Origin of the sequence: Lentzea sp. NPDC092896, assembly GCF_044754905.1 — a bacterium.
In the GTDB taxonomy this organism is placed as follows: domain Bacteria; phylum Actinomycetota; class Actinomycetes; order Mycobacteriales; family Pseudonocardiaceae; genus Lentzea.
In genome coordinates this window covers 171,889-190,468 of sequence record NZ_JBIVPX010000006.1, presented here as the reverse complement: position 1 = coordinate 190,468, position 18,580 = coordinate 171,889, and the positions used below count along the sequence as shown (strand labels likewise).

Genomic DNA, 18,580 nt, shown 5'->3' with positions numbered 1-18,580 from the left:
ATGATCCTTTGGCCAACTTGCTAGTCGAACGACTCCGCGGGCACCAGACCGCCGAGGAACGACCGGAAGTCGGGCGCCAGCGCCAGCTCCGACTCGCCGTCGGCGTCGAGCCAGACGACCGACGGCTCACCGGCCGGACCGCACGTGCGGTAGTCCAGGGCGATCCACCAGTGGCCGTCCCCGGTCAGCAGCACGACGGGCGACGGCAGCCCCCACTCCTCGACCAGGTAGGGCGTGTCGAGCAACGACGTCGTGCGCTCCGCGGCCCCGATGCCCATCAGGCTGTCGAACGGAGCGTGGTCCTGCGCCCACGAGTTCGGCTCGCTCGGGAACGCCGACCGTTCGTCCACGACCACGCCGCCGTTCTGCACGCGCAGCAGCTCCAGCAGCGCTTCCGGGAGTCGTACGCCGAGGAGCTTCTCGGCGTCGCGGACGGCCTCGTCGGTGAGAGGCGGCTGCACGCCGTAAGGGCTGTCGCTCCAGAACTCCACGGCGCACATTCTGAGGCACCGCCGACGGCTAGGGTTCGCGAATGGAGTTGACCATGGACCTCGGCGAGAGACAAGCGCGCCAGTACGAGTGCGGCTGTTGCAACGCACCCATCGAACGCGTGTGGAACTTCGTCCACCGTGACGGCAAGGCTCACGCGGTGTACTTCGCCAACTCCTATCACCACCAGGATCAGCCGCACGAGACGTGGATCGACGTCATCCTGGGCACGTGGGGCGCGGATGTGATCGACGACCACGTGACGTTCGGCTGCCGCGTCGGACCCGTCGTGGACAGTCCCGCGCCCGCGGCGACGCTGGTGCAGGCGTGCATGGACGGTTCGACGGGACCGGTGCACGGCACGGTGCTGTCCCGGGAGGACGGCCTGGCCCATCCGCGGCTGCCGGAGTTCTGGGAGGTCGTGGACTTCGTGCTGGCCAACGACCCGACGGTCAACTCTCACCTGTACGGATAGCCGCCCATCAGCTCATCGCCCGCTTCAGCACGTCCTGAAGCATCTCCTGCGTCAACTTCCCGGTAAACGTGTTCTGCTGCGAAACGTGGTAGCAGCCGAACACCCGCAGCCCACCCAGCTCCACCTCCACCCCGTGCCCGAACTTGGGCCGAGCGGACCCCAGCAACGGCAGGAACGCCTGCCACCCGAACGCCCCGAGCACCACCACGGACCGCAGTGACGTCATCAGCCCGAGCTCCTCGCGCAGGAACGGCGAGCACCGGTCACGTTCGGCGGGCGTCGGCTTGTTCGCGGGCGGCGCACATCGCACCGGGGATGCGATCCGCACGCCGTAGAGCTCCAGGCCGTCGTCCAAGGACACCGACGTGGGCTGCGAGGCCAGGCCGACCTCGTACAAGGCCCGGTACAGGAAGTCGCCGGACCGGTCACCGGTGAACATCCGGCCCGTCCGGTTCGCCCCGTGCGCGGCGGGGGCCAGGCCCACGATGAGCAGCGAGGCGTCCAGAGGCCCGAAGCTCGGCACCGGCCGGCCCCAGTAGTCCCAATCCATGAACGCCGCGCGCTTCTCCCGCGCCACGGTCTCGCGCCACTCGACCAGGCGTGGGCACGCTCGGCAGGCCGTTATTCGATCGTCGAGTTCCGTAGTGTTGCTCCCATGTCCGAGGAGAAGACCGAAGAGAAGCCCGAGTCTCCCGCTGATGATCTGGTCACCACCCAGCACAGCATCACCGTCAAGGGCCGCGAGCTGAACTACACCGCCACCACCGGGCGGATCGTGCTCAAGGAAGAGGTGATGAAGGACGGCGTGTTCGAGGGTCACAAGCCCAAGGCCGAGGTCTTCGTCACCACGTACACACTCGACGGCGCCGACCCGCTGAAGCGGCCGGTGACGTTCGCGTTCAACGGTGGACCGGGTTCCGCCAGCGTGTGGCTGCACATGGGGCTCCTCGGGCCGCGCCGGGTCCTCAGTGGCGACGTCGGCAACCTCACCGCGCCGCCGTACGGGATCGCGGACAACGAGGAGAGCCTGCTCGCCGAGAGCGACCTCGTGTTCATCGACCCGGTGTCGACCGGGTTCTCCCGGGCCGCGCAGGGTGAGAAGCCCGGCAGCTACCACGGCTACCAGCCCGACATCGAGTCCATCGCCGAGATCATCCGGCTCTGGACGGCGCGCAACGGCCGCTGGATGTCGCCCAAGTTCCTCTGCGGCGAGTCGTACGGCACGCTCCGCGCGGCCGGGCTGGCCGAGCACCTGCAGAAGAAGCACGGCATGTACCTCAACGGGCTCATGCTGATCTCGAGCGTGCTCGACTTCGCGACGCTGGAGTTCAACGAGGGCCACGACCTCGGCTACACGCTCTTCCTGCCGACGTACGCGGCCATCGCGCACTACCACGGCCTGCACGGCGACCGTCCGCTCAAGGAGGTGCTCGCCGAGGCCGAGGAGTTCGCGGTCCGCGACTACCCCTACGCCCTCGCGCGCGGCAACCGGCTGACCGACGTGGAGCGCGCCGCGGCGATCGAGAAGCTCGCGCGGCTGACCGGTCTGTCCGAGGAGTACGTGGACGCGGTCGACCTGCGCGTCGAGCACATCCGGTTCTTCACCGAACTGCTGCGCCGCGACCGCAAGACCGTCGGCCGCATCGACGCCCGCTTCACCGGCTGGGACACCGACTACGGCCGCGAGGGCATCTCCGCGGACCCGTCGATCGACGCGATCCTCGGCCCGTACTCCGCGGTGCTCAACCACTACCTGCACGCCGAGCTCGGCTACTCGAGCGACCTGCCGTACGAGGTTCTCGCGCGGGTCATCGAGAACTGGTCGTACAAGGAGTTCGAGGGCCGCCACGTCACGACGGCGGGCAAGCTCTCGGCGGCGATGCGGGCGAACCCGCACCTCAAGGTGCACGTCGCGTTCGGCTGGTTCGACGGCGCCACGCCGTACTTCGCGGCCGAGCACCTGATCGCGCACCTGCAGATCCCGAAGGAGCTCACGGCGAACATCGAGTCGGCCTACTACCCGGCCGGCCACATGATGTACGTCCACGAGCCCAGCCGGATCCAGCAGTCCGAGGACCTCGCGGCGTTCGTGCGGAACTCGTCCAACACGTGATCCTCGACCTGTCCGACGACACCGTCCTGCACGAACTGTGGACGGTGCAACGGCTGGCGTACGCCGTCGAGGCCGAGCTCATCGGCTTCGACGGCATCCCGCCGCTGCACGAGTCAGAAGACGAACTCCGCGCCTGCGACGAGACCTTCCTCGGGCTGCACGACGAGGAAGGTCTCGCCGGCGCGGTGTCCTACCGGCTCGACGGGTCCACTGTGGACATCTGCCGGCTGGTCGTGCACCCGCGGGCGCATCGCCGCGGCATCGCGTCGAAGTTGCTCGACGCGTTGCCGCCGGGACCGCAGACGGTCAGCACCGGCACGAAGAACGAGCCCGCGCTCGCCCTGTACCGCAAGCGCGGGTTCGTCGAGACCGGCACGCGCGAGGTCGCTCCAGGGGTGACGCTCACGGACCTGAGCCGGTGATCATCTTCCTCAACGGGACGTCCAGCTCCGGCAAGTCGAGCATCGCGGCGGAACTGCTGAAGGTGCTGGACACCCCGTACTTCCTCATGGCGGTCGACGCCTTCGGTGCCATGCGGTCGGTCGAACGAACGCTGGAGCTCGACGGACCCGGGCTGACCGAGGTCCTGCGCCGCACGAGGGCCGGCTTCCACCGCGCCGTCGCGGGCATGGCGCACGCCGGCAACGACGTCGTGGTCGACCACGTGCTGAGCGAGCCGTGGCGCCTTCAGGACTGCCTCACCGTCCTGGACGGCCTGGACGTCGTGTTCGTGGGCGTGCACTGCCCTCCAGAAGAGCTGGAGCGGCGCGAACGGGCGCGAGGTGACCGGGTGCCCGGTGTGGCGGCGAAACAGCTGCAGAGCGTCCATCAGCACGGGCTTTACGACTTCGAGGTCGACACCGGCCTCAGCAGTCCGCGGGAGTGCGCCGAGGCCATCAAGGAGTCTCTGGCGCGGCCACCGCGGGCGTTCGAGGCGCTGCGTCTTCGCTGACGGGCCGCCGGGCCGAGTCGACGCGCACGCCCGTCTCGGCGTCGAGGTACTGCACGCGCATGAACCTGATGCGCGCACCGGGAATGACCACGCGCTCCCAGTCACGGCCGATGACCGTCGTCTTCTTCTCGTCGCCACCGGTCACGGGTTCGCCGACGTAGGTCAGCTTCGTGCCCTCGAGGACGATCTCGCGGGTGTCCGGATCGCCGGCGGCGTCGTAGGACCGCAGGAACCCGAAGAACGAGCTCCCGTCCTCCAGCATCACGTGCACCCAGCACAGCGCGTTCGGCGGACGGTCCTCCCGGAACACCTTGACCCACGCCGACTGCTTGCCGAGCGACCGCGGCTGCCGTCGCCGCCGGGCCAGCACGGCGTCGAACGCCAGCGCCAGCACACAGGCGAGCACCAGCTCGGCGACCGCGCTGTAGCCGATCAGCGCCACGTTCTGCTTCACGTAGTCGGGCTTGGCCACCAACGCGTTCAGGTCGGCGAAGAGCTTCCAGCCGAACCACTTCGCGGCGAGAGCGTGGACGCCGAGCAGGATCGCGGTCGAGGCCACGGTGAAGGCGAGACTGCTCAACGCGACCCGCGACGCCTCGCGGAAGACGGTCTCCTTGGGGCCTGCCCGCCGTTGTTCCCGCAGGAGCTCGAACACGATGCCGGGCGCGACCAGGGCGAGGAACGAGGCCAGCGCCCCGATCGTCTGCGGAACCACTAGTCGATGCTCCCGGAGACGGGAGGCGGCAGCCGGTCTTCCGCGTCGTGGAACTCGTGCGGTGGCTTCCAGGGATACGAGGGCCCGTCGTAGTCGTATTCCTCGGCGGGCACGTTCGCCTCGACGAGCTCGTCGTAGTCGGCAGGAGGCTCAGGAACGTTGTCAGGCTCGGTCATGCCGGCTCCGCGGGTAGATCGTCAACGCCGGAACCAAGCTAGCACCGCCGCGCGCACCGACGTCCGGGAACGAGAAAGGGCCGCGCCCGCAGGCACGGCCCTTCCAGCACGAACACGATCAGACGACCGCGCGCTCCTCCGCGAAGTGGCAAGCGGCGGGGTGACCGTCGTTGCGCACCACGAGCTCGGGAACCTCGGTGGCGCAGATGTCCTGCGCCTTCCAGCACCGCGTGCGGAACCGGCAACCCGAGGGCGGGTCGATCGGCGACGGCACGTCACCCGTCAGGCGGATGACGTCGCGCCGGCCGCGCTGGGTCGGGTCCGGCACCGGCACGGCGGACAGCAGCGCCTGCGTGTACGGGTGCATCGGCCGCTCGTAGATCTCTTCCTCGGTGCCGATCTCGACCATCTTGCCGAGGTACATCACGCCGACGCGGTCCGACAGGTGGCGGACCACCGACAGGTCGTGCGCGATGAACACGTACGACAGGCCCATCTCCGACTGCAGGTCGCCCAGCAGGTTCATGACCTGCGCCTGGATCGAGACGTCCAGAGCCGACACCGGCTCGTCGCACACGATCACCTTGGGCTTCAACGCGAGCGCGCGGGCGATGCCGATGCGCTGGCGCTGACCGCCGGAGAACTGGTGCGGGTACCGGTTGATGTGCTCCGGGTTGAGCCCCACGGTCTCCAGCAGCTCCTGGACCTTGCGCTGCCGGTCGCCCTTGGGCGCGACCTCGGTGTGGATCTCGTACGGCTCACCGACGATGTCGCCGACCGTCATGCGCGGGTTCAGCGACGTGTACGGGTCCTGCAGCACGATCTGGATGTCGCGACGCAGCTTGCGCAGCTCCGAGCCCTTCATCGCGAACATGTCGCGACCCTCGAAGCGGGCAGAGCCCGACGTCGGCGGCTCCAGGCGCATCAGCACCTGGGCCAGCGTGGACTTGCCACAACCGGATTCGCCCACGACACCAAGGGTTTCGCCCTTGTTGAGCGTGAACGAGACGCCGTCGACGGCCTTGACGTGGCCCACGGTGCGCTTGAACAGCACGCCGACGCGGACCGGGAAGTGCTTGACGAGGTTCTCGACCTCGAGGATTGGCTCAGCCACGAGCGACAACCTCCTCCGCGATGTGGCACCGGCTGGTGCGGCCCATGCCGAGGTTGTGCACGACCGGCACCTCGGTGGAGCACCTGTCGAACACGCGCGGGCAGCGCGGGTTGAACGGGCAGCCGGGTGGGATGTTGGTCAGCGACGGCGGCAGACCCTTGATGGTCTTGAGCTCCTGGCCGCGCAGGTCGACGCGCGGCAGGGACTCGAGCAGCGACTCGGTGTACGGGTGTCCCGGCGCGCGGAACAGTTCGTACACGTCGGCGTGCTCGACGATGCGGCCCGCGTACATGACCGAGATCCGGTCCGCGACGTCGGCGACGACGCCGAGGTCGTGGGTGATCAGGATCATGCCCATCTCGCGCTCCCGCTGGATCTCCGCCAGCAGGTCCATGATCTGGGCCTGCACGGTGACGTCCAGCGCGGTCGTGGGCTCGTCCGCGATCAGCAGCTCCGGGTCGAGCGCCAGCGACATCGCGATCATCGCGCGCTGCCGCATACCGCCGGAGAACTGGTGCGGGTAGTCCGAGACGCGACCCTTGGCGTTCGGGATCTTCACCTGGTCGAGCAGCTCGACGGCGCGCTTGCGGGCGTCCGCCTTGGACATCCCGCGGCGGACCTTGAGCTGCTCCTCGATCTGGAACCCGATGGTGAACACGGGGTTCAGCGCCGAAAGAGCGTCCTGGAAGATCATGGCGATGCCCTCGCCACGCACCTGACGCCGCTCCTCCGCCGACTGGGTCAGCAGGTCCTCACCGCGGAACTTGATCGAACCGTTGGTGATGAACCCCGGCGGCGTGTCCAGGATGCCCATGATCGTCTGGGCGGTCACGGACTTGCCGGAACCGGATTCACCCAGCACAGCAAGGGTTTCGCCCGCGGAGACGTGGTACGAAACGCCGTTGAGCACCTTCGCGACACCGTCGCGGGTGCGGAATTCCACGTGGAGATCCTCGACCTCCAGCAATGGCTGAGTCACAGGATTCCCCTAACGGGACTTGGGGTCGAGGGCGTCGCGCACGGCGTCGCCCAGCATGACGAACGCGAGCACCGTGATGGTCACGAAGCCGGCGGGGAACAGCAGCATGTGCGGAGCCGACTGGAAGTAGTCGCGCGACTCGGAGATCATCACGCCCCACGACACGACCGGCGGACGCAGGCCGATGCCGAGGAACGCCAGCGTCGCCTCGGCGCCGATGAAGGCACCCAGGGCGATGGTCGCGTACACCAGCACGGGCGCCACGGTGTTCGGCAGCAGGTGCCGGAACACGATCCGCAGCGGCGACGCGCCGAGACCGCGGGCGGCCTTGACGTAGTCCTGCTGCTTCGCCACGAGCGTCGCGGAACGCATGATGCGCATGGCCACCGGCCACGACAGCACGGCGATCGAGAGCACCACCTGCGTGATGATCCGGAAGACGCCGGGGTTCTCCGTCGGCGCGTTGAGCGTCGTCAGGATGACGATCGCACCGAGCACGAACGGGATGCCGGCGAAGATGTCGCTGAACCGCGAGAGCACCGAGTCGAGCCACGTCTTCGCGTAACCCGCGATGATGCCGACGGTCGAACCGATCAGCACCGTCAGCACCGTCGCGAAGATCCCGACGAGCAGCGACGCGCGAGCACCGTGCATCGCACGGGCGTAGACGTCGTAGCCCTGCAGGTCGTAGCCGAACCACGCGTCGCCGGAAGGCGGCTGCAGCGACTTGTCGAGATCCGCGTGGCGCGGGTCGACCGACGTGAACAGCGTCGGCCAGATCGCCATCAGCACGATGACCGCGATGATCACCAGCGAGATGACGAACGTGGGCTTCGTGCGGAGCTCGCCCCACGCGTCGCTCCAGAGCGAGCGCGGCTTCTTCTGCTTCTGCGAGGAGTCGTCGACGTGGCTGAGCTGGTCGACACCTGCCGCCGCGGACGCTTCGAGTCCGGTTCCGCCGGACACGGATCCTGGGTCACTCATAGCGAATCCTCGGGTCGAGAACGGCGTACAGGAGGTCGACGAGCAGGCTCATCAGCAGGTAGACGAGCACCAGCAGGGTCACGATGCCCGTGACCATGACGCCTTCCTTCTGCGAGATGCCGCGGAAGATCAGGCCGCCGATGCCGTTGATGTTGAAGACGCCCTCGGTGACGATCGCGCCGCCCATGAGGCTGCCGAGGTCGGTGCCGAGGAACGTGATCACCGGGATCAGCGAGTTGCGCAGCAGGTGGATGCCGACCACCCGGGACTGCGGCTGGCCCTTCGCGATCGCCGTTCGGACGTAGTCGGCGCGCCGGTTCTCGACGATGCTCGAGCGGGTCAGCCTGGCGACGTAGGCCATGGAGAGGCTGCCGAGCACGAAGCCGGGCAGGATCAGCTCGCCGAACGTCGGATCGGAGCTGACCGAGGTGTCCATGATGTCGAAGCCCTGCGGACCGAGGTAGAGCCGCAGCACGAAACCGGTGACGAAGACCGGCAGCGAGATCAGGAACAGGGTCGAGACCAGGACCAGGTTGTCCAGGAAGCCCTGCTTGCGCAAGCCGGTGAGGACACCGGCGACGATGCCGATGACGGCCTCGATGATCAGCGCGATGATGCCCATCTTGAGCGTGATGGGCCACGAGGTCGCGATCTGCTCGCCGACGGAGACACCGTTGAACGTGGTGCCGAAGTCGCCGGTGAGGAGATTGCCGAGGTACTTGAAGTACTGGATGACCAGCGGGTCGTTGAGGTTGAGCTTCTCGCTCATCTGCGCGATGTAGGTCGGGTCGCACGCCCGCTGGCCGCACTTGCCCGCGAAGGGGTCCTGCGGAATCGCCCAGACCAGGGCGTAGATCAGGAAAGTGGTCCCCAGGAAGACCGGTATCAGCTGCAGCAGACGGCGCAGCACATAGCGACCCATGAGGTCGGCTCCTTGCGTGGTGGGAGGCGTCTGAGCCTGAACACCCCTCCGGCCCCGTGCCCGTGACGCTTGGCGGACGCGAGGCCGGAGGGTTACTGCTCAGATGTGTTCGGCTGTCAGCCCTTGACGCGGAACGCCGCGAGCTCGGCGTCACGGGTGAAGGTCAGCTTGGCCGCGAGCAGGTTCTTCGAACGCGCGCCAATGCCCTTCTCGTTCCAGGTCGGGATGGACGGCAGGTCCTTGGCGATCAGCTTGTGCGCTTCCTGGTACTTCTTGATCGCCGCTGCCGAGTCCGCGGTGGCGTCGGCTTCCTTGAGGATCTTGTCGACCTCGGGGCTCGAGTAGTTCGAGTCGTTGGACGAGCCACCCGTGCGGTACAGCGGGTTGAGGAAGTTCTCGATCGACGGGTAGTCGGCCGACCAGTCCGAACGGCCCATGCCGGTCAGCTGCTTGCCGTTGACGATCTGCCGGTACGCACCGAAGTTGGTGGCGCCGACGAACTCGCAGTCGATGCCCAGCGCCTGCTTGATGCTGTTGCACGCGGCCTCGAGCGGCTCCTTGCGGCCACCGTCCTGGTTGGACTGGATGGTCAGCTTGCCCGTGAAGCCGGACTCCTGGAGCAGCTGCTTGGCCTTCTCCGGGTTGTACGTGCAGTACTCGCCGCAGACACCCTTCTCGTAGCCCTCGATGCCCGGCGGCACGAAGCCGTCCGCCGGCACGTAGGAGCCCGCGAGCACGGTCTTGGTGATCTGCTCCCGGTTGAGGGCCATCGAGACGGCCTGACGGAGCTTGACGTTCTGGAACGCAGGCACGTACAGCGGGAACGCGATCGCGCTCTGGCCGAGCAGGTTCGCGTTCAGCACCTGGTCACCCAGGTCGGCCTTGTACTTCTCGCCGACCTTGGCCGACGGCGGCAGGGCCTCCATGAAGTCCAGCTTGCCGGCGACCAGGTCCTGGTAGGCGGTCTCCTGGCTGGAGTAGATCTTCACGTCCAAGGTCTTGAAGTGGACCTTGTCCTCGCCCTTGTAGTCGTCGAAGCGGTCGAGCTTGATGAGCGCGTTCGGCGTGCGGGAGACGAACTTCATCGGGCCGTTGCCGATCGGCTTGGCCTCGAAGGCCTTCGGGTCCGCGAAGAACGAGTCCGGCAGCGGCGAGAACGGCGTGTAGCCGATCATCGTCTTGAAGACCGAGTTGGGCGCGCTCAGCGTGACCTTGAACTCGGTGTCGGAGACGACCTCGAGACCGGACATCTTGTCCTTGGTCGGCTCGGCCTTCTCGTCGTCGGGGTGCACGTCGCTGTAGCCCGCGATGGGCGCGAAGAACGTGCCGGCCTGCTGGGCGTTCTTCGCGTAGGCGCCGTAGTTCCAGGCGTCGACGAAGTTCTTCGCCTTCACCGGGGTGCCGTCGTGGAACGTCCAGCCCGACTTGATCTTGATGTCGTAGACCTTGGCGTCGGTCGTAGTGATCGAGTCCGCCATCAGGTTGTAGGTCGAGCCGTCTTCAGCCTTGTAGCCGACCAGACGCGAGTAGAGCGCGTCGACGATCTTGCTGCCGCCCGCCTCGGTCGTAGCGGCCGGCAACAGCTGGTTCTCCGGCTCGGTGCCGTAGATGGACACCGTGCCGTCCGGGTTCTCGTTACCCGACGAGGTCGTTCCACCCCCGCCGCCGCCGCACGCAGTAAGCGTCATGGCGAGCGCGGCCGGCAAAGCCACCCACGCAACCCGTGATCGCGACATCAGTCTCTCCCGCCTTTCCCCGGCGCCGCTCCGCAGATATTGCGTGCGCGCGCCTCCCCGGGAGGTCTCGTCCACCTCCCAAAACGTGAGAGGACGTTAACCGGGGCGTCGAGCAGTACGCGCACCGAAATCGGTCACAAAATTGTCACGATCACCTCAAGCGCACCTTAATTCGGCGCTAGACCAGCGAAAACGCGATGCCGTCGAGGATGTCGTGCTCGCTGCACACGAGCGTGCGAATTCCCGCGCGATTCTCCAGCTCCTCGGCAATCGCACGCAGTACCACCGCTCCACCGCAGATCACATCCACTCGACCGGGGTGCATGGGTCCCAGCGAGGCACGCTCATCATGCGTCATGGAGAGGATACGGTCGGTGATTTCACGAACATTGTCAAGTGTGATGCGGGAGAGGTGAATATCGTCGCTGTTGTACACCTCCAGCCCCTGGACCAGGGCTGACAATGTCGTAACCGTGCCGGCGACCCCGATCCACGTCTTCGCCTTCTCGACGGGGACGACTTCGAAAGCCTCTTTGATCGCCGCGCGCGCAAACGCTTCCGCTTGTTCGATTTCGTCCTTCTTCGGCGGATCGGAGCGGATGAACCGCTCCGTCAGCCGCACGCAGCCGATGTCCATCGACCTCGCGGCCTCCACCTCGGCGCCCGTGCCCAGGACGAACTCGGTGCTGCCACCACCCAGATCGGTGACGAGGAAGGGTCCCTCGTCCGGGTCAAGGTCAGCCACCGCGCCGAGGTAGGACAGCCTTGCCTCCTCGTCCCCGGTGATCACCTCCGCGGGCGCGCCGAGGATCTCCTGGGTCATGCCGAAGAACTCGTCGCGGTTGCTCGCGTCCCGCGTGGCACTCGTCGCGACCATCCGTGCGACTTCCACGCCCTTGCGCTGCATCGTGCGCGCGTAGTCGAGCAGGGCCTGGCGGGTGCGTTCGATGGCGTCGGGGTGCAACCGCCCGGTCGCGTCCACGCCCTGCCCGAGCCGGACGATCTTCATCTCGCGATGGACGTCCCGCAGCCACGCCGTGCCGTCCTCGCGCTTGGTCACGTCCGCGATCAGGAGACGGATCGAGTTGGTTCCGCAGTCGATGGCCGCGACCCGCGACATGGGCACTCCTCGGTGGTTCCGATGTTCTTCGGCAAGCATCGCGTACACGAAGCAGTCGGCCCACTCGCCCTTGAAGAACTCGTGGTGCCGGAAGTGCGCCTCCCTGCGCATGCCCAGGCGTTCCATCAGCCGCCACGACGGCTCGTTGCGCACCTCGCATTCGGCGATGATCCGATGCAGCCCGAGCCCCTCGAACCCGATCTCGAGCATCACCTCGGCCGCCTCCCGCGCGTACCCCTTGCCCTGGAACGCGGGGTTGAAGATGTAGCCGACCTCGCCCTGCCGGTGCTCCTCGCTGCGCCAGGTGATGTCGACCTCGCCGATGACGCGGCCGTCGAGCGTGACCGCGGTGGCCAGCCACTGGCCCTCCTCGATGATCTCGCCCTGGCCGATCCACTTGGCCAGGTTCTCCGCGGCCTGCGCGCGCGTGTACGGCTCGTCGTGCAGGTAGCGGGTGACCTCGGGAAGGCTCCGGTAGGCGAGGACGTCGTCGAGATCGCTCGCGCGGAAGGGCCTGAGGACGAGCCGGTCGGTCCTGATCGGGAAGTCAGGCCTGAGCACGGTCGTACTCCTCTTCCAGGAGCGCGTAGACGAAGAGGTCACCCCACTCGCCCTTGAAGATCTCGTTCTGCCGGAAGTGTGCCTCGCGGCGCATGCCCAGGCGTTCCATGAGGCGCCACGACGGCTCGTTGCGCGGGTCGCACTCGGCGACGATCCGATGCAGGCCGAGCTGCTTGAACCCGAGTTCGAGCATGGTCGCGGCGGCCTCGGAGGCGTAGCCGTGGCCCTGGAAGTCGGGGTTGAGGCTGTAGCCGATCTCGCCCTGCCGGTCCTTCTCGCTGCGCCACTTGAGGACGGCGCTGCCGATGACCCTGTCCGCCTCCGGCAGGTGCACGGCCAGCGCGAGCCGTTGGCCCTCCGCGGTGAACTCGTTGTCGCTCACCAGCTTGGCCAGCAGGTCCGCGCACTCCTCGCGGCTGGCCGGCTCGTCGTAGAGGTAGCGGAAGACGTCCGGGCGGGAGCGGTAGGCGTAGAAGTCGTCGAGGTCGGTCTCCTCGAAGGGGCGGAGGTGGAGGCGGGCGGTCTTCAGCGGGTAGTCGAGACGCACACCCGGCACCTTTGCCAAGGAACAAGCTCCGTGCCACCCGATTTACCGGATCAGAAGAAGCGCTCTTCCGGCATCGCGGGCATGACCCCCAGGACCAGGCTCTCCAGCCCGGCGTCGCCGACGCCGTAGAACGCCACCGTGTCGGTCACGTCGTAGACCGCTCCGTGTTCGTCCATGCCGAGGTAGAACCGGCCGTGGTCGAGTTCGCCGAGCGGCGCGAGGACCAGCCCGTGCTTGGCGCCCACCGCGCTGAACCTCTCCTCCTCGCCCACGAGGAGAAGGGGATCGAACTCGAACGCCTCCCGCGCGCGCGAGATGCCTCGCCCGTTGTCCGGGAAGGACAAGCCGTTGAACTCCGTGAGGAATCGCACGACCGCTTCGGGGAAGACGAACCCCGACTCCTCCAGCGGAACCCGCCACGGCTCGACGTCGACGGCGCGACCGGGGTACCAGCCGACGCGCCTGAGCGTGCGCTCGCACTCTTCGGAGAACCTCGGGGTCACGGCACTCACCCTTCCAGGTTCGCATCGCGAGCACCGGCTGTTCGAACAGGCACCGTTGGACCCCGCCCCTCACTGCTCCACCTGCACCAATGCCAGTTCGTCCACCACCGCACCCGTACTCCCGCTGTCCCATCACCTCACACCTCCTTAACGTCACGGCGAACACATATGCGGATGCTGTTCACATACGTAGACGAGGTGCTGCGATGAACTGGACGCGACCACGTTCCACTCGGATCGGGAAGGCAGCGGCGGCGCTGGGTGTCACCGCGCTCGCGATCTCGATCACCGCCACCACCGCCGGTTCCGCTCCGCCTCCTACAGCCGTGCGGTTCAGCGCCGCTGCCGACGAGACGGTGACCATCGCCGCCGTCGGCGACATGTGCGGGTCGGCCTGCAACCAGACCGCCGCGCTGGTGACCGCGATGAACCCGACGGCGCTGCTGCTGGCGGGCGATCTCGCCTACAGCACCGGGTCGGCGTCGGAGTTCAAGAACAACTACGACCCGCAGTACGGCAAGTTCAAGAGCAAGACCATCGTGATTCCCGGTAACCACGAGTACGGGACGTCCGGTGCCAAGGGGTACTTCGACTACTTCAACGGCGTTGGTGTCAACGACGGCATGGCCGGTGTGCGGGGCAAGGGCTGGCACAGTCACGACGTCGGGGCCTGGCACGTCGTCGCGTTGAACTCCGAGGTGTCGACGAGCGCTGGTTCCGAGCAGGAGAAGTGGCTGCGGGCCGATCTTGCGGCGAACACCAAGCCCTGCACGATCGCCACCTGGCACAAGCCGCGGTTCACGAACGGCGACCACGGCGACAACACGTCGGTGGCACCGCTCTTCCAGGCCCTGTACGACTTCAAGGCCGACCTGGTGATCACTGGTCATGACCACAACTACGAGCGGTTCGGTCCTGCGCGGCCCAACGGTGCGAGGGATGACGTCAACGGCGTGCGGTCGTTCGTCGTCGGTACCGGCGGTATCAGCTTGCGCAGCATGGGAAGCGGGTCGTCCGGGCCGTCGGAGAAGCAGAACTCGAACACCCACGGCGTGCTGAAGCTCGCGCTGAGCCCCACCGGGTACAAGGCCGACTTCGTTCCCGTCGCCGGGCGGACGTTCACCGACACGGCGTCGGGCAACTGCAAGAAGGCCAACCAGCAGCCCGGAATCGGCGTTGCCGTGAACCCCGCTGCGGTGTCGGTGGCCAAGGGCGGTACGGCCACGAGCACCGTGACTGTCAGCAGCCGCAACGGTTTCAGCGGCACGACGACGTTGACGGCCGCTGGGCTGCCGTCGGGCGTGACCGGCTCGTTCAGCCCCGCGACGGTGACGCCGGCCGCGAACGGGTCGGCCACCTCGACGCTCACGTTGTCCGCGTCGAGCACCGCTTCCGGCAACGGGACGGTCAAAGTCACTGGTACGTCAGGGAGTGTGAGCGGTTCGGCGGATCTCGCGGTCACCGTGGGAGATCCGCCCGCCGGAGGGTTCACCGACAACTTCGAGACCGACAAGGGCTGGACGGTCAACCCGGCCGGCACCGACACGGCGACCACGGGCAAGTGGGAGCGCGGTGATCCCGAGCAGACCGCGAACGCGGCGGGCGTGAAGCAGCTCGGGACCACGGTCAGCGGGGCGTCGGCGTTGAGCACCGGCAGGCTCGCGAGCACGGGGTACGGCGCGAACGACCTGGACAACGGTTCTACGGCGATCCGCTCGCCCGCATTCACCGTGCCGGCTGGAGCGCCGAAGTTGTCCTTCTCCTACAACGTGGCGCACGACCAGAACTCCGCCGCGGACGACTACCTCCGTGTGCAGGTGGTGGATGGCACAACGGTGACGACGGTGTTCGAGAAGCAGGGCACGGCGACCGATGTGCTTGGCGCTTGGAAGACGGCGAACGCCGACCTGAGCGCTTTCGCCGGTCGTTCGGTGCGGCTGCTGGTCGAGGCCAGGGACGGCGGTGCGCCGACGCTGTTCGAGGCGCAGGTCGACGATGTCGTCGTGAGCGGCTGACCTCGCGATGTACGTGGCCACGAGCAGGCCCCCGGCCGCTGAATCCCGTCGCGGCGCGGTGCCCGCGACGGTGTTCGGGCTGGGCGTCGTCAGTCTGATCACGGACGTCTCCGCCGAGATGGTGACGGCGGTCCTGCCGCTGTACCTCGTGTACGGCGTGGGCGTCGGATTCCTCCATCTCGGTGCGGTGGAAGGCTTCTACGCCGGATCGACGGCGTTGTCGCGCCTGCTCGGCGGCTACTGGGCCGACCGCCTCGGCCGGCAGAAGACGGTCGCGGCGGTCGGGTACGGGCTCTCCGCCGTGGCCAAGCTCGGCCTGCCGGCTGCGGGCGGTTCGTTCGCCGGGATCGCGGCGGCGCTCGCGGTCGACCGTGCCGGCAAGGGCATCCGCACCGGTCCGCGGGACGCGATGATCACGCTGGCCACCCCTGCCGACCAGCTTGGACGCGCATTCGGCGTGCACCGCACGATGGACACCGCGGGCGCGATGCTCGGACCACTGGTGGCCGTCGCGTTGCTCGCCGCCTTCACCGGGTACGGGCCGGTGTTCGTGAGCAGCTTCTGCCTCGGGCTGATCGGGCTGCTCGTGCTGGTGTTCTTCGTGAACGCCCCCGCGACCGCACCACCGGCCAGGGAACGGGTCTCGGTCCGCCGGGCCCTGGCGGCGGTGTCGTCGGCGGGCCCGCGCCGGGTGTGCCTCGCGGCGGGACTGCTCGGCCTGGTCACCGCCGGCGACATGGTGCTTTACGTTGCCCTGCAACGACAGGGCGGCCTGCCCGCCGGAGTGCTGCCGTTGCTGCCGCTGGGCACGGCGGCGACGTTCCTGCTCGCCGCGACCCCGTTCGGCAGGCTCGCCGACCGGTTCGGGCGATGGCGGATGTTCCTCGCCGGACACGTGCTGCTGGCCGTGGTCTACCTGCTGGTCGGCCTGAGCACCGGCGGCTGGGCGATCGCGGTGGCGGCGTTGTTGTTGCACGGACTCTTCTACGCGGCGACGGACGGCGTGCTGATGGCCCACGTGGGCCCGTTGATCCCGGCGGAACTGCGCTCGACCGGTCTGGCCGCCGTCCAGACCGTGCAGGCGCTGGCCCGCGCGGGCGGGGCGATCGCGGTGGGTGCGGCCCTGCAGTTCGGCAGCCCGCAGGTGTCGTTCGGACTCCTGGCCGTGCTGCTCGGTGTGGGAATCGTCGCTGGTCTGAAGCTCGGAGCGGTCCGATGACGGCCCGTTCGAAGCTGGTCGGCGCCGCCCTGATCGTGGTGACGGTCGCGACGGGCGGCGGCTACCTCGGCTGGGAAGCGGCCCACCCCGAAGCGGGCGCGAGCCTCGACCTGGCCCGCGCGGGCTCGCTCGTCTACGTCGAGAACGACGTGGTCCGCCAGGCCGATGGAGACCAGCAGGTGGGCGTCGGCCCGTCCTGTCAGCGGGCCCACGCGGCGGGCGGCAAGCTGTCCTGCCTGCGGCCCGCCGCGATTCCCGGCGGGTTCGAGGTGGCCGTGTTCGACGCGGAGTTGCGCGAGCAGCAGGTCATCCAGGTGTGGGGAACGCCCAGCCGCACCAGGGTCTCCTCCTCGGGCAGGTGGGTGGCCTGGACGGTGTTCCGCTCGGGCGACTCCTACCTCGCCGACGGCGGCTTCTCCACCACGGCAGGCGCCTACGACCTGCAAACCGGCGCCCACCACGGTTCCCTGGAGGACTTCACGTCCATTGTGGACGGCAAGCGGTTCGAACTGGAGGACCGGAACTTCTGGGGCATCACCATCGCCGCGGACGACCGGACCTTCTACGCCACCATGGCCTCGGGCGGGAGGACCTGGCTCATGCGCGGAGACCTTCAGGAACAGCGGATGGAGTCGATCCGCGAGAACGTCGAGTGCCCGTCCCTGTCCCCCGACGGCCGCCGCATCGCCTACAAGTTCCGCACCGGGGACCGATGGCGTCTGCACGTCCTCGACCTGAGCACGGGCACCGACGTCGCACTGACCGAGACCGAACACGTCGACGACCAGCCGGCGTGGCTCGACGACACCACCGTCGGTTACTCCCGGCCGGTCGACGGACGACCTGTGCTCTTCGCCGTGCCTGCGGATGGATCCGGAAGTCCGCGTGAGCTCCGGCCAGGCACGTCACCCTCGGTCATCGCGCGGAAGTAGGTGCCTTCACGAGGCCGAGGAACGCCGTCCACGCCTGGTCCGAGACCGGGAGGTGGGCGGCGGGAGCCTTGCTGTCGCGGATGCCGACACCGTGCCCGACCTCCACGCAGTCACTCCCTTGTCCGCTGTAGCTGCTCTTGCGCCAGGTCAACATCCGGAAGGCCTCCTCAGGACAACATGCTGTTGATCAGCCACCTCGATTCTCCCTCGTCCAAGGCGTCTCGATCCAGGTCTTTCACCACGTCGGCGAACGTGTCCAGCGATCCCTTGTCTTCCAGGAACAAGCCGGTGTTGTAGTTCTCCAGGTAGACCACCGGCTCGAACTTGTCGAAGTCCAGGTGCACGAACGAGCTGGACAGTCCAGCGTGTGCCCCGATCGCGATCGGAACGATCCGGAAGGTGATGTACTGCCGCACCAACATGACGTTGATGTGGTTCAGCTGTGCCTGCATCACGGCAGGACCGCCGACAGGCAGCTGAAGAGCCTGCTCGTGCACGTAGAAGACGAACTTCCGGCCAGGCCTGATAATCCCCTGCCGCTCAAGCTTCGCCCTGATGAATCCATCGATGTCCGCAGGGGATTTCCGCGGCACCTTCTCCGCAACGGCTCGGATGTAGGCGGCGATCTGGAGAAGGCCGGGCACGAGGTTCATCGACCACACCGTGATCGTGCTGGCGAGACGTTCCTGGTTGATGAGGCTGTGCAACTGCTCCGGCACGCCGTCCTCGGGGAACTGGAGCCAGCCCTTCTCCCGTGTCTCACGGTAAAGCGCGACCATCCGCTCGACCTCGGCGTAAGGAGTGCGGCAGTAGGAGAGCAGCCGGATCAGGTCGACCTCGCTGATGCCGCCCTTGCCGTTCACCGCGTCGGAGATCTTGGCTTCCTGCCAGTCCACCAGTTCGGCGAGTCCGCGTTGGGTCATGCCGCTCTGTTCGATGGCGTCGCGGACGCCTTGACCGAACTCCCGGCCCACCACGCTCGAGTTGCGCTTCGGCATGCAGACGAAGCTAGGAGACGAGATCCCCTT

At 67.6% G+C, this 18,580-nt stretch carries 21 protein-coding genes and 1 pseudogene; 7 read left to right on the top strand and 15 right to left on the bottom strand.

The features are described from left to right. Positions 1 to 20: 20 nt before the first annotated feature. Positions 21 to 491, bottom strand: coding sequence for an SMI1/KNR4 family protein (locus ACIQF0_RS28790; RefSeq protein ID WP_401034330.1), 471 nt, complete (start codon positions 489 to 491; stop codon positions 21 to 23). 41 nt (positions 492 to 532) lie between these two features. Here ACIQF0_RS28790 and ACIQF0_RS28785 point away from each other — a divergent pair, with 41 nt between their 5' ends. Beyond that, positions 533 to 964 (top strand): hypothetical protein, encoded by a 432-nt coding sequence (locus ACIQF0_RS28785; RefSeq protein ID WP_401034327.1) that lies wholly within the window; start codon positions 533 to 535, stop codon positions 962 to 964. Between the two features lie 7 nt (positions 965 to 971). On the opposite strand, the gene ACIQF0_RS28780 is transcribed toward ACIQF0_RS28785, so the two are convergent. Then, complete coding sequence (locus ACIQF0_RS28780) at positions 972 to 1,589, bottom strand: uracil-DNA glycosylase (RefSeq protein ID WP_396425151.1); 618 nt, start codon at positions 1,587 to 1,589, stop codon at positions 972 to 974. 30 nt (positions 1,590 to 1,619) lie between these two features. Between ACIQF0_RS28780 and ACIQF0_RS28775 the strand changes: the two genes are divergently transcribed. From ACIQF0_RS28775 to ACIQF0_RS28765, 3 genes are read left to right on the top strand one after another with little or no spacing between them, the layout of a single operon-like run. After that, positions 1,620 to 3,077, top strand: a complete 1,458-nt coding sequence (locus tag ACIQF0_RS28775; RefSeq protein ID WP_401034324.1) for a S10 family peptidase — start codon at positions 1,620 to 1,622, stop codon at positions 3,075 to 3,077. Continuing rightward, positions 3,074 to 3,499 carry a GNAT family N-acetyltransferase gene (locus ACIQF0_RS28770; RefSeq protein WP_401034321.1) on the top strand — a complete coding sequence of 142 codons (426 nt, stop codon included), beginning with the start codon at positions 3,074 to 3,076 and terminating at the stop codon, positions 3,497 to 3,499. Before ACIQF0_RS28775 ends, ACIQF0_RS28770 begins: the two co-directional genes overlap by 4 nt. Continuing rightward, complete coding sequence (locus ACIQF0_RS28765) at positions 3,496 to 4,029, top strand: chloramphenicol phosphotransferase CPT family protein (protein WP_401034318.1); 534 nt, start codon at positions 3,496 to 3,498, stop codon at positions 4,027 to 4,029. Before ACIQF0_RS28770 ends, ACIQF0_RS28765 begins: the two co-directional genes overlap by 4 nt. Here ACIQF0_RS28765 and ACIQF0_RS28760 read toward each other — a convergent pair. The 11 genes and pseudogenes from ACIQF0_RS28760 to ACIQF0_RS28710 form a co-directional block, all read right to left on the bottom strand. Beyond that, the gene (locus ACIQF0_RS28760) at positions 3,974 to 4,744 is read right to left on the bottom strand and encodes a DUF6338 family protein (RefSeq protein WP_401034315.1); all 771 of its coding nucleotides are present in this window, start codon (positions 4,742 to 4,744) and stop codon (positions 3,974 to 3,976) included. The genes ACIQF0_RS28765 and ACIQF0_RS28760 overlap by 56 nt on opposite strands. Beyond that, positions 4,744 to 4,920, bottom strand: a complete 177-nt coding sequence (locus tag ACIQF0_RS28755; RefSeq protein WP_401034312.1) for a hypothetical protein — start codon at positions 4,918 to 4,920, stop codon at positions 4,744 to 4,746. Before ACIQF0_RS28755 ends, ACIQF0_RS28760 begins: the two co-directional genes overlap by 1 nt. Positions 4,921 to 5,038: 118 nt before the next feature. Further along, a complete protein-coding gene (locus ACIQF0_RS28750) occupies positions 5,039 to 6,034 on the bottom strand; it encodes a dipeptide ABC transporter ATP-binding protein (protein WP_360038093.1) in 996 nt (331 codons plus the stop codon). Then, complete coding sequence (locus tag ACIQF0_RS28745; RefSeq protein WP_401034308.1) at positions 6,027 to 7,013, bottom strand: ABC transporter ATP-binding protein; 987 nt, start codon at positions 7,011 to 7,013, stop codon at positions 6,027 to 6,029. The genes ACIQF0_RS28750 and ACIQF0_RS28745 overlap by 8 nt, the downstream gene beginning before the upstream one ends. Positions 7,014 to 7,022: 9 nt before the next feature. Next, complete coding sequence (locus ACIQF0_RS28740; RefSeq protein ID WP_401034305.1) at positions 7,023 to 7,997, bottom strand: ABC transporter permease; 975 nt, start codon at positions 7,995 to 7,997, stop codon at positions 7,023 to 7,025. Next, positions 7,990 to 8,919, bottom strand: coding sequence for an ABC transporter permease (locus ACIQF0_RS28735; RefSeq protein ID WP_401034302.1), 930 nt, complete (start codon positions 8,917 to 8,919; stop codon positions 7,990 to 7,992). Before ACIQF0_RS28735 ends, ACIQF0_RS28740 begins: the two co-directional genes overlap by 8 nt. Positions 8,920 to 9,035: 116 nt before the next feature. Next, a complete protein-coding gene (locus ACIQF0_RS28730) occupies positions 9,036 to 10,655 on the bottom strand; it encodes an ABC transporter substrate-binding protein (RefSeq protein WP_401034299.1) in 1,620 nt (539 codons plus the stop codon). A gap of 178 nt (positions 10,656 to 10,833) precedes the next feature. After that, the gene (locus tag ACIQF0_RS28725; RefSeq protein WP_401034908.1) at positions 10,834 to 11,775 is read right to left on the bottom strand and encodes an exopolyphosphatase; all 942 of its coding nucleotides are present in this window, start codon (positions 11,773 to 11,775) and stop codon (positions 10,834 to 10,836) included. A gap of 117 nt (positions 11,776 to 11,892) precedes the next feature. Then, a pseudogene (locus ACIQF0_RS28720) lies at positions 11,893 to 12,336 on the bottom strand (GNAT family N-acetyltransferase); the annotation flags it as partial. Continuing rightward, positions 12,323 to 12,883 (bottom strand): GNAT family N-acetyltransferase, encoded by a 561-nt coding sequence (locus ACIQF0_RS28715; RefSeq protein WP_401034296.1) that lies wholly within the window; start codon positions 12,881 to 12,883, stop codon positions 12,323 to 12,325. The pseudogene ACIQF0_RS28720 and the gene ACIQF0_RS28715, both read right to left, overlap by 14 nt. A 50-nt stretch (positions 12,884 to 12,933) precedes the next feature. Then, positions 12,934 to 13,386, bottom strand: coding sequence for an SUKH-3 domain-containing protein (locus ACIQF0_RS28710; protein WP_401034293.1), 453 nt, complete (start codon positions 13,384 to 13,386; stop codon positions 12,934 to 12,936). A 206-nt stretch (positions 13,387 to 13,592) separates the two neighbouring features. Here ACIQF0_RS28710 and ACIQF0_RS28705 point away from each other — a divergent pair, with 206 nt between their 5' ends. From ACIQF0_RS28705 to ACIQF0_RS28695, 3 genes are read left to right on the top strand one after another with little or no spacing between them, the layout of a single operon-like run. Continuing rightward, positions 13,593 to 15,401, top strand: coding sequence for a metallophosphoesterase (locus ACIQF0_RS28705; protein ID WP_401034290.1), 1,809 nt, complete (start codon positions 13,593 to 13,595; stop codon positions 15,399 to 15,401). A 7-nt stretch (positions 15,402 to 15,408) separates the two neighbouring features. Further along, entirely contained in the window at positions 15,409 to 16,620 is a 1,212-nt protein-coding gene (locus ACIQF0_RS28700) for an MFS transporter (protein WP_401034287.1), read from the top strand. Next, positions 16,617 to 17,552, top strand: a complete 936-nt coding sequence (locus ACIQF0_RS28695) for a TolB family protein (protein WP_401034284.1) — start codon at positions 16,617 to 16,619, stop codon at positions 17,550 to 17,552. Before ACIQF0_RS28700 ends, ACIQF0_RS28695 begins: the two co-directional genes overlap by 4 nt. Here ACIQF0_RS28695 and ACIQF0_RS28690 read toward each other — a convergent pair. After that, positions 17,536 to 17,706 (bottom strand): DUF397 domain-containing protein, encoded by a 171-nt coding sequence (locus ACIQF0_RS28690; RefSeq protein ID WP_401034281.1) that lies wholly within the window; start codon positions 17,704 to 17,706, stop codon positions 17,536 to 17,538. The two genes, ACIQF0_RS28695 and ACIQF0_RS28690, sit on opposite strands and share 17 nt — an antisense overlap. 13 nt (positions 17,707 to 17,719) lie before the next feature. After that, the gene (locus ACIQF0_RS28685; RefSeq protein WP_401034278.1) at positions 17,720 to 18,550 is read right to left on the bottom strand and encodes a helix-turn-helix domain-containing protein; all 831 of its coding nucleotides are present in this window, start codon (positions 18,548 to 18,550) and stop codon (positions 17,720 to 17,722) included. Positions 18,551 to 18,580 lie beyond the last annotated feature (30 nt).

Coding starts and splice junctions, on each gene's coding strand:
- ACIQF0_RS28740 (WP_401034305.1), bottom strand. CDS start 7,997: ATGAGTGACCCAGGATCCGTGTCCGGCGGAACCGGACTCGAAGCGTCC.
- ACIQF0_RS28755 (WP_401034312.1), bottom strand. CDS start 4,920: ATGACCGAGCCTGACAACGTTCCTGAGCCTCCTGCCGACTACGACGAG.
- ACIQF0_RS28685 (WP_401034278.1), bottom strand. CDS start 18,550: ATGCCGAAGCGCAACTCGAGCGTGGTGGGCCGGGAGTTCGGTCAAGGC.
- ACIQF0_RS28705 (WP_401034290.1), top strand. CDS start 13,593: ATGAACTGGACGCGACCACGTTCCACTCGGATCGGGAAGGCAGCGGCG.
- ACIQF0_RS28690 (WP_401034281.1), bottom strand. CDS start 17,706: ATGTTGACCTGGCGCAAGAGCAGCTACAGCGGACAAGGGAGTGACTGC.
- ACIQF0_RS28775 (WP_401034324.1), top strand. CDS start 1,620: ATGTCCGAGGAGAAGACCGAAGAGAAGCCCGAGTCTCCCGCTGATGAT.
- ACIQF0_RS28735 (WP_401034302.1), bottom strand. CDS start 8,919: ATGGGTCGCTATGTGCTGCGCCGTCTGCTGCAGCTGATACCGGTCTTC.
- ACIQF0_RS28785 (WP_401034327.1), top strand. CDS start 533: ATGGAGTTGACCATGGACCTCGGCGAGAGACAAGCGCGCCAGTACGAG.
- ACIQF0_RS28725 (WP_401034908.1), bottom strand. CDS start 11,775: ATGTCGCGGGTCGCGGCCATCGACTGCGGAACCAACTCGATCCGTCTC.
- ACIQF0_RS28730 (WP_401034299.1), bottom strand. CDS start 10,655: ATGTCGCGATCACGGGTTGCGTGGGTGGCTTTGCCGGCCGCGCTCGCC.
- ACIQF0_RS28700 (WP_401034287.1), top strand. CDS start 15,409: ATGTACGTGGCCACGAGCAGGCCCCCGGCCGCTGAATCCCGTCGCGGC.
- ACIQF0_RS28695 (WP_401034284.1), top strand. CDS start 16,617: ATGACGGCCCGTTCGAAGCTGGTCGGCGCCGCCCTGATCGTGGTGACG.